Here is a 13,860-nt window from a genome sequence, read left to right as displayed (position 1 = left end):
TTTTGTCGGCAAGTCGATATTCACTGTATAATCGCTGACATATTTTGAAGATCGCCGATATAATTTTCTATACAGTGTTCATCTTTTGAAAGATAAGAGCTCATGTTACGTTATTCCATATAATCAAACAAAATACAGAGAACAACAATCGTTTTTACTATATTTTGTTATAAATTCGAATAATATTAAATAATATTATCCATTATAAGAGATTATAGTTGAATACCTATAATATGATGTGTAAAATCTAAGCAAGTAGCAGTGCAAATAAATATTCGAGGTGAATACATGCTAGATTTTAAGCAGTTAGATGCTTGTTTGAAAGACAAGAGATTTATAGATGGATTACAGGAAATAAATAATGAAATTTCATATATAAAAGAAAAGAATACTTTATCTTATTTGAAGAATTGGCTTGCTAATGTTCCTTCACATAAGGAGTTTGACATATTAATACGTCTTACCGATGAAGGGCTTATGCACCAATACAGTTCATTCCTCATTCGCTACGCCTATAAAAAATTCCCAAATATGAGAACGCTCTCTTTATATTGTGATGAGTTAATTGATGAGCGGAAAATACTTGAAGTAGAACAGTTGTTAAAAGACTCATTAGAAGAGGTAAATAAGGAAGAAATAGAAGTTGATCTTTTAGCAAAAACATATTTTACGTTAGTACGATGTTTGTTGGAAATGAAACGAAATGAAGAAGCCTTAATCTATATGCAAAAGGCAGAGGAGTACAGTGCACGTGCCGTTTTTGATAAATGGGGCTACGTCTATATGCATACAGGTGAATGGGAGAAAGCAGAAGAACAATTTGTAGCTGGCATGCAGCATAAAGATTGTGAAGAGCTATCTACCTATTTATTATCACAGTTATATGCGAATCAAGGAGAACAAAAACGTGCATTACAGCTAATTGATGATGCGATTGTAAAGTTCCCGCAAGTACCATATTTTCATTTTGAAAAGGTGAAATATTTATTAGATTTAAGGAAGTATGAAGAGATGTTAGCGGTAATAGATAACATAAATAATCAGCTTCCTTATCATGCGTATAAAACTTACTTTGTACATTTACGTGCAGAAGCGCTTTACAAAATGAATAAACTTGCAGATTTACAACAGGTATTAAAAGAAGAAAAAAGTTTAAAAGAGTCTTTATATCATAATTTAGAAAAAAATCCAGATGGCAAAAAGGTTCACCTACCGATCGTTCCGATTGTACAAAAGGATAATTATTGTGTTCCGACAAGTTTAGAAATGATGTTGCAGTTATGGGGAGAAAAACGTACACAAGATGAAATAGCAGAGTTTATTTTTGATATGACAGGCTCGAAGTTTTCAGACACTGTTTCTTATTTAGAAGAATTAGGTTATGAATATCGTTATTTTAAAGGGAATGTAGAAAATTATAAGAGACTGTTAGATCAGGGGATTCCCGTTTTATTAAGTATAGATATTGAGCATGCGTCACATGTACAAGTACTAGCTGGATATGATGATACATTGCAAGCTTTTTATGTTCAAGATCCGAACTTTATCGAACCAGTTATTGTGGAATATAGTAAGTTACAAGAAAAATATCGTTATACAGGTTGTTTAGCGATTACATTTGTTCCGAAAGAAAAGAAGGAACAACTATCATTTTTAAATGAAGAAGAAAATACTTATTTCAAATCCATTTTTTCTTTAACGGATCATTTAGATGAACACGATAAAGAAGGGATTCATAAGTTAGTACAGTTTTTAAAAGAAACAAGTGATAATCCGAATACGTGGTTATATACAGTTAAGCATTTAGATGTTGAAGTAGATAAAGAATTTATTTTATATTGTATCGATAAGTTAATGGAGAAGTTTCCAAACTCGGACTTTGTTAAATTACATGGTGCGCAGTGCTTTATTCGCCTGGAAGAATTAGAAAAAGCTGCACAAATGCTTGCGAGTGTTGAGAAGAAAAATAATCGTGCTTTATATCATTTAATAAAAGGAAGATATGCTTTTGAACAGGAAAGTTATATAGAAGCGATTTCAAGTTTTCGTTCCTCATTACAATTAGACGCAGATCAGCCGATCGCTTGGAGTTTCCTTGCGTTATCATATATGTATATCGATCAATCTGATAAGGCATTTCAGTTTTCTCAAGTTGCTTTAGAACGTAGTCCAGAAAGATTTACTTTAACGAATCACGGGTTAATATTGATAGATTTAGAAAGATATGAAGAAGCGTATGAAATCTTTAACGATCTGTTAAGAGAGTATAAAAATGAAGCACATGTATGGTATGAGCGAGCGAGATGTGCACATCATTTAGGGAAATTATATTTAGCAATAAAAGGGCTTAAAATAGCAATTCATTTGGATAGTAATGCACCTTACATTTATACAAAACTTTCGGAAATATACGAATCTGATTTGAAGGATGAAGAAAGTACGAAAGAAGTTTTATTAAAGGGTATTGAGAATTGTGATGATAAGGCACCTCTATACGTAAAACTTGGGGATTACCATTTCCAAAATGATAGTCTGGAAGAAGCGGAAACATTGTATACTCGTGCTTTAGAAGAAAATCATGATGATGTATATTCTCACTTCGGACTTACGCAAGTTTATATGGCAAGAGAACAATATAAGGAAGCAAAAGAATATATTCTCAGTATCGAAAAACAAATTGAAAAGAGCCAAGATTTCCTTATGAACGCTGGAATGGTTTTATGGGATGCTGAAGTTGAACTTGGTGGAAGTGAAGAAGGGTTTAAAGTAGCATTGTCTAAGTTAGAGAGTGGTATAAAACAGAGCGAATATAATGTAGCAAGCGCGTTAGATGAATATGTGAATCGAATTAAAGGAACGGTATTTGTGCAGCGAGGTATAGCATTCTTAAGAACATTAGACAAAGAAAGAAATGAAGTAAGTGAATACGGTTGTTATACAGGTATTTTATATGAATCTATTGGACAGTATGGCCAAGCGATGAAAAGATATAAAAGGGCGATAGAACAAAAGGAAACGGCATTACCGTATTACCGAATTGGTGAAACACTTATGGCATTAGGGCAGTTGTCAGAAGCAAAACAAGCGTATGAAACATGTTTAGAACTTGATGGGAATTTCGTCGGTGTACATTTACAGCTTGCGGAAATATATGAAAAAGAAGAAAATCGTTCTAAAGAACAAAGTCATATGGTTCAGGCGATGAAAGAAGAGCCGTTGCATATTAATATGGAATATTTGGCACAGCTTTCAGTAGAAATGAATCTCCAGGAAGAATTGCTGGCTGAACTAGAACAATTAGCGGACGAAGTACCTGAAATATGGCGATTAGATGCGATTGCATATGTGTATGGAGCAATGAATGAACTAGATAAAGAACAAGTACAGATTGAAGAGGCACTACGATTAGATGGCGAGCATACAGAAGTTTTATATCATTATGCAAAAGTATTAGTGAAAAATAGAAATGCAAAAGCAATTGAAATTGCGATGAAAGTGATACAAAAAGATGTGAATAATGAACGTATATTTGATGTATATGTAAAAGCGATAGAACAACATAAGAAATGGTCTAACATACGAGATTTTCTTCATATATTAAAAGTAAAAAAGGCAGACAGAAGTATGGCGTTTATGTATGCTGCATCTGCGGTTACAGAAAGATGGATTGAACGTCAACAAAATGAACAGCCGAAGAAATCTATAATTACAAGAGCTTTTTATCGCATGAAAAACCGTGCGAAAGAAATTTCTATTATTACTACGATCATTGATTTATATGAAATTTCGTTACAGTTAAATCCGAAAAATAGTATGGCAGCGCAGCGATTTGCGCTATTTTACGAGAATGTGACGATGAATAAAGAGGCAATAGGTGTATTGCAAACATCGTTAGAAAATAAATGGGATTATGATGTAGCGAAGCAACTTGTAAATCTTTTCATAGAGTACGAGGAAGAGGATATGATAAGGGATGCTTCGGAAGTAACGAAGCAAATGGTTCGAGAGTTACCAGATGATTATGATACTCTTCTTCTGCAAGCACAAGTATTGTTTAAAGCGGGGGAAGAAAGAAGGGCAGAAAAGATTACCTTACAATTAACGGAGCAAACACCATTTGTAAGTAGAGCATTTCTTGCTTTAGGAGAAATATATCAAAGTCAAGAGAGGTTTGAAGAGGCAATTCATGTATTAGAAAATGCCGCTATACATCATCCGAATGAAACAGCAATTCTTCTTTCTTTAGCATCTTCATATCATGGTGCTGGCCAAACGATAAAGGCAGAAAAAATAACAAATGAAGTATTAACAATGGATGCGAGTGATTTGTTAGCGAGATACGATCGTGCTTGTTATTTAGCGCAGTTAAACAGAAATGAAGAGGCGAAGGAAGAGCTTGAAATTGTACTTCGTGAGGATGAGTCAGGATTTTTTGCTGAACTTATCGAGGATAATGAAAATTTAGCAGTATTGCGAGAATTTGAAAAGTAATTGTATAAGAAGAATGAAAAAGGATATAAATAAAGTGAAACTTTAATCAGTGGGGGTTTTCTTCATCCCCCACTGATTATCAGCCCTCACCAATCGGACTTTAATGGGTAGCCCGCCCCCCACCTAACTTCTTTGCTTTCGCTGAATTTTGAGGTGGGGGTCTTACTGCCCATTAAAGCGGGATAAAATATATTTTGAATTAGTTGACAATTCATCGCCTGATGGCATAAAATAACTTTTAACAAAGTATACAAATCTGAAGACGAGAAAGAGTAAAATAGTGTACTGTTCCCCAGAGAGCCGGTATGTTGCTGAAAGCCGGTGTGCAGACGTTATTTGAAAATCATCTCCGAGGAGCCGAGGCTGAAAGTAAGTAAGCCCGGACGGATGTCTACCGTTACAAAGAACACGTATGATAGTACGTTGCTAAGTGCTATTAGCGAAGAGCTAATAGAATTAGGGTGGTAACGCGGTTAAACCCGTCCCTACTTCATAGGGACGGGTTTTTTGTGTGCTTTAAAACATAAAAAGGAGTGATTGTAGATGAAGAAAGTAGATGTAAAAGAGTCAGCTGTAGGGAGAGAAACACGTATTCGTAAGCAGTGGAACGAGCAAAGTATTTTCGAGCAATCAATTCAGAATCGAGAAGGCGCACAATCGTTTGTTTTTTATGAAGGACCACCAACGGCGAATGGATTACCGCATGTAGGTCATGCGCTTGGACGAACAATTAAAGATGTAGTAGCAAGATATAAAACGATGGCTGGTTATAAAGTATTAAGAAAAGCGGGATGGGATACACACGGTTTACCTGTAGAATTAGGTGTTGAGAAGCAACTCGGTATTTCTGGTAAACATGAAATCGAAGAGTATGGAATTGAACCATTTATTAAGAAGTGTAAAGAGAGTGTATTCACATATGAGAAGCAGTGGCGTGAATTCACTGAAAGTATCGGTTATTGGGTAGACATGGATGATCCATACGTTACGTTAGAGAATCCATATATCGAAAGTGTATGGCATATTTTAGGGACGATTCATGAAAAAGGTTTATTGTATAAAGGGCATAGAGTTTCACCATATTGCCCAAGTTGTCAAACTTCACTAAGTTCACATGAGGTTGCCCAAGGGTATCAAATAGTAAAAGATTTAAGTGCAACAGTTAAGTTTAAAGTGAAAGATAGTGACAATGAATACTTCCTAGGTTGGACGACAACACCTTGGACACTTCCAGCAAATGTTGCACTCGCTGTACATCCAAATATGGAATACGTGAAAGCGAAACAAGAAGGTCATGTATACATTGTTGCGAAAGAACGTGTACAAAATGTTTTAAAAGAAAACTATGAAGTATTATCTGTTCATAAAGGAGAAGAATTATTAAATACTTCTTACACAGCACCGTTTCCAATGAAAGAAGTTACAAATGGTTACCGCGTTATCGGAGCAGATTTTGTAACGGCAGATAGTGGTACAGGACTTGTTCATATTGCTCCAGCATACGGAGAGGATGATTATAGAGTCGTTCAAAGTGAAGGATTGTCATTCTTACATGTTGTAGATGAGAAAGGTGAGTATACAGAGGCAGTACCATTTTTGAAAGGGAAATTTGTTAAAGATTGTGACGTAGATATCGTTCGTTATTTAGCGAAGGAAGATTTACTTTACCATAAAGAAAAGTATGAACATAGTTACCCACATTGTTGGCGCTGTGATTCACCACTTCTTTATTATGCAGGAGAGAGCTGGTTAATCCGCACGACTGCAATTAAAGATACATTTTTACAAAATAACGATACTGTTACTTGGTATCCAGATCATATGAAAAATGGACGATTTGGTAAGTTTTTAGAAAACATGGTGGACTGGAATATTAGCCGAAATAGATATTGGGGAACACCATTAAACGTATGGGAATGTGAAAGTTGCGATCATCAATTCTCTCCGAAAAGTATTGCTGATTTAAGAAAGCATAGTACGAAAGAAACACCTAAAGATTTAGAATTGCATAAGCCGTATGTAGATGAAGTGCAAGTTTGCTGCGAAAAATGCGGAAGTACAATGAAGCGTACACCAGAAGTAATTGATGTTTGGTTTGATAGTGGTTCGATGCCATTTGCGCAATATCATTATCCGTTTGAAAATAAAGAGTTATTTGAAGAACAGTTTCCAGCAGATGTAATTGCAGAAGGAATTGATCAAACACGCGGCTGGTTTTATAGTTTATTAGCTGTATCAGCACTATATACGGGAAAAGTACCGTATAAACGAGTGTTATCATTAGGGCATGTATTAGACGAAGAAGGACGGAAAATGTCTAAAAGTAAAGGGAATGCACTAGATCCAGTTGATTTAGTAGAGAAGTTTGGTGCAGATGCTTTAAGATGGGCTTTACTCGTTGACAGTGCTCCGTGGAATGCGAAGCGTTTTTCTGAAAGAACAGTATTAGAAGCAAAATCTAAATTTGTAGATACATTAGTCAATGTGTATAGCTTCTACGTTTTATATGCAAATTTAGATGAGTATAATCCGAACGAAACGTATGACGTAAAGCGGACGAAATTGGATGAATGGGCATTATCAAGATTGCATAGCACAACGAAAAAAGTGAGAACTGCACTTGATGATTATCAATTTACGAATGCAGCTCGTGAAATCGCGACGCTTGTAGATGAAGTAAGTAACTGGTACGTAAGACGATCACGTAATCGTTTCTGGGAGTCTGGTATGAATGCTGAAAAAGCAGCTGCGTATGAGACACTTCATGAAGTGCTTGTGACAATTAGTAAATTAATTGCACCATTTACACCGTTTGTCGCTGAAGATATTCATTTGAATTTAACTGGAAGTAGCGTTCATTTAGAGGATTATCCAGTTGTAAATGAATCACTACTTCAGCCGAAATTAGAAGCGGAAATGGATGCAGTTTTACAAGTTGTTGAACTTGGAAGAAGTAATCGTAATCAGCATTCTTTAAAAGTAAAACAGCCGTTAGCGGAACTTGTATTACTTGAGCATAATGAAAATGATATGGATTGGGAATCTTATCGTGATATCGTCATGGATGAGTTAAATGTGAAGGCGTTCCATGTTGAACTTGATGAAACGAAATACACGTCCTATCAATTAAAGCTGAATTTTAAAACGGCTGGGCCGAAGTTCGGTAAAAATGTGAATGCAGTAAATGGCTGGCTAAAACAATTATCACAAGACGAGGTACAAAACTTTGTCTCTACAGAAAGAGCAGTTTACGAAGGTGCATTAGGAGAAGAAGTAGTGGTAACAGCTGAAGATGTAGTAGTAGAGAAAGTTGCGAAATCAGGATTTTCTAATACAACTAACGGACAATATACAGTAATGTTAGATACGAATGTAACGGAAGAATTGCTACAAGAAGGGGTAGCACGTGAATTCATTCGCGCTGTTCAAGAATATCGTAAGCAGCTGAATTTACCTGTTAATTTACGAGTAGATGTAATTCTTGATACAGAGGAAGAACTGCAGCAAACGTTAACGAATCATAAAGAGTTGTTGGAAGAAAACTTACTCGTTAAACAATTTACATTTGGTCACTTAACGAATGAAGATGATGAACTATCTTTAGGTGAGACGAAAGTTCGTATTAAATTAAGCGCGACTAAGTAAAGAAAAGGAAGTTGGAATCATTCCAACTTCCTTTTTTGTATGATAGATATTTATCCGGCTAATTTTTTCATAATCGATTCGATAGGACCTCAAGAAAATTTCTTTCTAAAGTATTGTTTTTGCTTTACACATAAATATTGAGAAAATTTCATGCGCCCTAAATGGAAAGGTAATAGAATTGTTCATAAAGAATTACTCGTAGATTCAATTTTTATTCCCCCCATTTTATGGGGAATGATTGCCTAGTGGTAATGGGATAAGGTTGAGCTACTTTATTAGGGGGAGTGGTTCTATGTTTAATAAAAAAATGGTGGCAATGGCAATGACTGTGCCGTTAGTAATGGGGACAATTTCTACAGTTTCGGCATTGGAAAAACAACAGCAAGTAAAGCTAGAAGCTTATTCGCCGCAGAAGAAAGCAACTGAATATTTAAAAGAAAATGCTGCGCAGTATGGGTTGAAAACAGACCTTTCAGACTTGCAATATATTTCTACAACAGAAACGTCGGTAGCTTCATATGTTAGGTTCCAACAAGTTGTGAATGGTGCACCTGTATTTTCGAAACAAATTACAGTTACTCTTAACGGAGAGGGAAAGGCAGTACTTGCTGTTTCTGATTATCAATCTGTCAAAGGTGTGAAGGAAGTAACGACAAAAATTAGTGAAAAAGATGCAATACAAAAATCAATGGCGTATGTTGGAGAAGTAAGTGAACAAAACTTATGGGCTCCTACAGAGAAAGAATTTGGATATATTGTTGAAGAGGGAATTGCTCGTCCAGTATACAAAGTTGTAGTCCATTCTAATAATCCGTTTGGTGCATGGGAAACATTTATTGATGCAGAAAATGGAAAGTTAATTAAAAAAGTTGATATAAACCGTAAAGCAGAAGGATCAGGAAAAGTATTTTTACCTAATCCAGTCGTATCTAGCGGTAGTAAAGTAGGTTTAAAAGATAACAATGATGCAGATTCAACAGCATTAACGAACCAATTAAAGACTGTTACGTTAAAAGGTTTAGATGGGACAGGATTTTTAATTGGAGAGTATGTAACGATTTCCTCAAAAGCAAAAACGAAATCTACAAACTTACAATTTAACTATACACGTGCAAATGATAGCTTTGAAGATGTGATGTCGTATTATCATATTGATACTTTACAACGTTACATTCAAAGTCTAGGTTTTAAAAATATTAATAATCGCTCTATTAAAGTGAATGTGAATGGAACAACGGCGGACAACTCATTTTATTCTCCGACAACGAAAGCTTTAACCTTTGGTACTGGCGGAGTAGATGATGCAGAAGATGCAGGTATTATCGCACATGAATATGGGCATTCAATTCAAGATAACCAAGTTCCTGGCTTCGGTAGTTCTGCAGAAGGCGGAGCGATGGGAGAAGGATTTGGTGATTTCTTAGGTGCTACGTATGAAGATGCAGTATCGACAACAGGCTACGGAAAAGCATGTGTTGGAGAATGGGATGCGACTGCTTATTCTAGTTCAGATCCAACGTGCTTACGCCGATTAGATAATAATAAAGTGTATCCGAAAGATATTACGAATGAAGTACATGATGATGGAGAAATTTGGGCTCAAGGACAATATGAGATGGCGCAAGCATTTGGTCGTGATGTTGCAACGAAAATTATTTTACAATCGCACTGGTCGTTAACACCAAACTCTAAATTCAGTGATGGAGCAAAAGCAATTAAGCAAGCGGATGCTCTTTTATATGGCGGACAACATGCCGCTGATATCGATCGTATTTGGGCAGCGAGAGGAATTAGTACGAATTAATATAAAAAGTCGTGGCATGTATAAGCCACGACTTTTTAATTTGCCTTAGAACTGGTACTAGTAAAGTAAGCTATATGAATGATAATGTGAATTTATTCGCATTTCATTTATTTTTTTTCGTCTTTAAAAACAAAATGCTCTTTAAATTTTCTAGACTCCACTTTTTGACCATTTCGCATGGAGCGGAAAGGGTGTTCTTGCCAAGTAATAATTACATCAACTTCATCCGCTTTTGTAGCAACTGGAAAATTAGCATGTTCAAATCCAGTTTTTCCACTTGCTAAACGGCTTTCCTTTAGGGAAAAGAGTTCATATTTCGTTTTTGTTTTTGGCTCGTTGCGGAACACTTCGACATGTACGTTATATACTTCACTGTTTCCAACATTTTTCACTGAAAATTGATACGTTTGAAATTCATCTTTTTTAGCTTGAAGCATATTCTTGTTTGTTTTTTTCGGTTTATCAATATTCACTTGCCATTGATCAGTGTTTTGAGAGATTGGTAAAGATTTTGGTGAATAGGCGTACGTTTCGTTTACTACAATTAGGCAAAACAATAGGAGAAAGAAACTAATCGCTTTTTGCATATACACACCTCGCTATAAAATTTTTATTAATATTTGTAAATAAAACAGTAAATATGTAATTTAATGGAAAAAGGTGATACTTTGATTCAAATGAATTTGAAAAAACTTGAAGAAGTAGTAAATGGAGAAGGATTACAAAAATCGTTTCATCTTATAGAGATGCATGGTGTCTGCATAGATTCCAAAAATATGAAAGAAGGAAATGTATTCGTTCCAATCATTAGGGTGAAAGATGGGCATGAGTATGTGAAAGAGGCAATGGATAATGGAGCTGTCGCTTCCTTATGGAAAAAGTCTTACGGTACTCCGCCAAAAGGGATTCCAATTATATTTGTAGATGACACTTTGTTTGCTTTGCAACAATTGGCACAATTTTATCGAAGAGAGATAAATGTAAAAGTAATCGGAATTACAGGTAGTAATGGCAAGACTACGGTAAAAGATATAATAGGAAGCATTTTAAGTTCAACTTATAAAGTGCATAAAACAAAAGGTAATTTTAATAGTCAAATCGGTTTACCGTTAACAATTTTAGAGATGAAACGAGATACAGAGTTTTTAATACTTGAGATGGGAATGAGTGAAAAAGGACAAATTCGAAATTTATCACGAATAGCACAGCCAGATGTAGCGATCATTACAATGATTGGACAGTCACACTTAGAAACGCTTGGGTCACGGGAAGAGATTGCGAAGGCTAAATTTGAAATTGTAGATGGATTAAATGACGATGGACTGTTTCTGTATAATGGTGATGAGCCATTACTTTCTCGAAATAATAATATGTTAGGTATAGAATGTAAATCGTTTGGTGAAAAAGACACAAATGATTTGTATCCCAATAGTGTACAATTAGATGAATATGGTGTTCACTTTAAATTAAATGATTCAACAAAAGTGAAGTATGATGTTCCTTTACATGGAAAGCATAATATTTTAAATGCGATCGTTGGAATTGCTGTAGGGGAATTTTACAATGTCCCTATAGAAAAGATACAAGAAGCATTGCAGCAAATAAATATTACACAAATGCGCTTTCAGTTTTTAACCGCTAAAACAGGTTTTACAATTATTAACGATGCATGGAATGCAAGTCCCTCCTCAATGAAGGCTGCAATTGAAACGTTACAGAAATTAAATGCCTATGAGAAAAAAATGATAGTGATTGGGGATATGTTGGAGTTAGGAAAGAATGCTAAAACATATCATAGAGAAATTGGTAAAATGTTAAATGAAGAGAGCATTCAATATGTATTTACTTATGGAGAGTTAGCTGAAATTGTAGCGGAAGAAGCAAGTAAGAAATATGCTATAGGAAAAGTACGGTCATTTAATAACAAAGCCAAGATAGCAGAAGAAGTATTAAAAATTATAACGCAAAATGATGTTGTATTATTAAAAGGCTCACGTGGAATGGCTTTAGAGGAGATTGTACAAAAGTGGATGTGAAAAATCAAAATATATTTAAAAAGACTTGCGTTTTATAAAACAAAGAGATAGAATACTCTGTAAATATAAAAAGTGATGATCAGGAAAAGTACATGATGCAAAGGTCTACAGAGAGCAATCGGTTGCTGAGAAGATTGCGATACCGCATGATGGAAAGACACCTGTGAGTGTTGCTTTGAACGTGATAATTAGTAAAAGCAAACGGTACCTACCGTTATCAGGGCTAAGATGGTCATTATGACAATTTGGGTGGTACCGCGGAAAAATCCGTCCCTATTTATAGGGGCGGATTTTTGTATTCTTTGAAGGGAGGTGAGTGATCGTGGATGATGACGATGACAACAACAATAACGTAAATAAATATAAAATTATTGGAGGGAAATATAATGGATCAAATAATGAAGCGTTCACTCACAAAAGAATGTACGAAGCAAAGCGGAAAGGTTGTATTACTTCAAGGATGGGTAAAAAAGATTCGTCATCTTGGAAATGTTAGTTTTTTATTATTACGGGACAGAACAGGGGTAATTCAATGTGTATTAGAAAATGAATGGGCTGGATATAAAGTTGATGTAGAAAGTGTCGTCCATGTAATTGGCGAGATAGTCGAAACAACGAAAACAGAATTGGGTGTTGAAGTACTTGCGCATGAAGTGAAAGTAATAAACGGTGCAGAACAACTTCCATTTGAAATAAATAAAAAGAAGTTGCAAGTTGGCTTAGATCAACTACTTAATGAGCGGGTATTATCATTAAGACATGAGAGAACCGCGGCAATATTTAAAGTGAAATCTACGTTCGTTCATAGCTTTAGTGAATTCCTTACAGAGAACGATTTCACACGTATATTTACTCCGAAAATTGTTTCGCAAGGGGCAGAAGGAGGAGCAAATGTTTTTAAGCTTCCATACTTCCAAAAAGAAGCTTATTTAGCACAATCACCACAGTTTTATAAGCAAATGATGGTAGCTGGCGGGCTAGAACGTGTTTTTGAAATTGCACCTGTTTACAGAGCAGAGCATCATAATTCTTCTCGGCATTTGAATGAATATATATCGTTAGACGTAGAGCTTGGCTTTATTCATGATTTTCATGAAGTGATGCAATTAGAAACGGATGTTTTACGTTATATGTTTCAACAAGTAGCAAAAAACTGTGAAAAAGAACTACAACTATTACAAATAGAAGTACCAGTCATTACTGAAATACCGAAAATCAAATTGTTAGAAGCACAAGAAATCTTAAAAAGTAAGTATCGTAAAGAATCTCCTGTAGGGGATTTAGATACAGAAGGTGAAAAGTTACTAGGGAAATATGTGAAGGAAACATATAAGAGTGAGTTTGTTTTCATTACACATTATCCGAAAGAAGCGAGACCGATGTATACGATGCCGAATAAAGAGAATCCAGCTATAACTGATTCGTTCGACTTACTATATAAAGGATTAGAAATAACATCAGGAGCACAGCGAATTCATAATTATGAAATGTTACTCGCTTCGTTTAACGAAAAAGGATTACATCCCGATAAATTTCAATCGTATTTAAATACATTTCGATACGGTTGTCCCTCGCATGGTGGTTTTGGAATTGGGTTAGAGAGAGTGGTATATAAACTATTAGAATTAACAAATGTACGAGAAGCGAGTGCTTTTCCGAGAGATTGTACTCGTCTTATACCATAATATTAAACCCCCTCTATATTACAGAAGGGGTTTATGTATTTCAACATATGTTAAAGGGAATAATTGTTTTTTTGTGTGAAAATATGTAAATTATATTAAGAACATTTTATAATGAATTGAGAAAAAGAAAATTCATAAGTTATAATGAAATATGAATATAAAAAAAGTTCATATAATAATGTATGGAAGGGTATGAAAC

At 35.1% G+C, this 13,860-nt stretch carries 6 protein-coding genes and 2 other annotated features; of the genes, 5 read left to right on the top strand and 1 reads right to left on the bottom strand.

The features are described 5' to 3' along the window. The first annotated feature begins 288 nt into the window (after positions 1-288). The 3 genes from AC0NJG_RS03865 (at position 289) to AC0NJG_RS03855 (ending at position 9,940) form a co-directional block, all read left to right on the top strand. The gene (locus AC0NJG_RS03865; protein WP_087952370.1) at positions 289-4,491 is read left to right on the top strand and encodes a bacteriocin-processing peptidase family protein; all 4,203 of its coding nucleotides are present in this window, start codon (positions 289-291) and stop codon (positions 4,489-4,491) included. A gap of 250 nt (positions 4,492-4,741) precedes the next feature. Next, positions 4,742-4,981 (top strand) — a binding site (T-box leader). 53 nt (positions 4,982-5,034) lie between these two features. Next, positions 5,035-8,136 (top strand): isoleucine--tRNA ligase, encoded by a 3,102-nt coding sequence (gene ileS / locus AC0NJG_RS03860; RefSeq protein WP_087952371.1) that lies wholly within the window; start codon positions 5,035-5,037, stop codon positions 8,134-8,136. A 292-nt stretch (positions 8,137-8,428) separates the two neighbouring features. Continuing rightward, complete coding sequence (locus AC0NJG_RS03855; RefSeq protein WP_173601444.1) at positions 8,429-9,940, top strand: M36 family metallopeptidase; 1,512 nt, start codon at positions 8,429-8,431, stop codon at positions 9,938-9,940. A gap of 107 nt (positions 9,941-10,047) precedes the next feature. Here AC0NJG_RS03855 and AC0NJG_RS03850 read toward each other — a convergent pair whose 3' ends face one another. Further along, entirely contained in the window at positions 10,048-10,527 is a 480-nt protein-coding gene (locus AC0NJG_RS03850) for a hypothetical protein (protein ID WP_074601317.1), read from the bottom strand. Between the two features lie 63 nt (positions 10,528-10,590). Here AC0NJG_RS03850 and AC0NJG_RS03845 point away from each other — a divergent pair, with 63 nt between their 5' ends. Further along, positions 10,591-11,976, top strand: coding sequence for a UDP-N-acetylmuramoyl-tripeptide--D-alanyl-D-alanine ligase (locus tag AC0NJG_RS03845; RefSeq protein WP_308902525.1), 1,386 nt, complete (start codon positions 10,591-10,593; stop codon positions 11,974-11,976). A gap of 66 nt (positions 11,977-12,042) precedes the next feature. Beyond that, positions 12,043-12,254, top strand: a binding site (T-box leader). A 108-nt stretch (positions 12,255-12,362) separates the two neighbouring features. Beyond that, positions 12,363-13,661 carry an aspartate--tRNA(Asn) ligase gene (gene aspS / locus AC0NJG_RS03840; protein WP_308902527.1) on the top strand — a complete coding sequence of 433 codons (1,299 nt, stop codon included), beginning with the start codon at positions 12,363-12,365 and terminating at the stop codon, positions 13,659-13,661. Positions 13,662-13,860 lie beyond the last annotated feature (199 nt).

It is taken from the genome of Bacillus sp. SSR7, from assembly GCF_055902415.1.
This window is presented reverse-complemented; position numbering and strand designations above follow the sequence as displayed.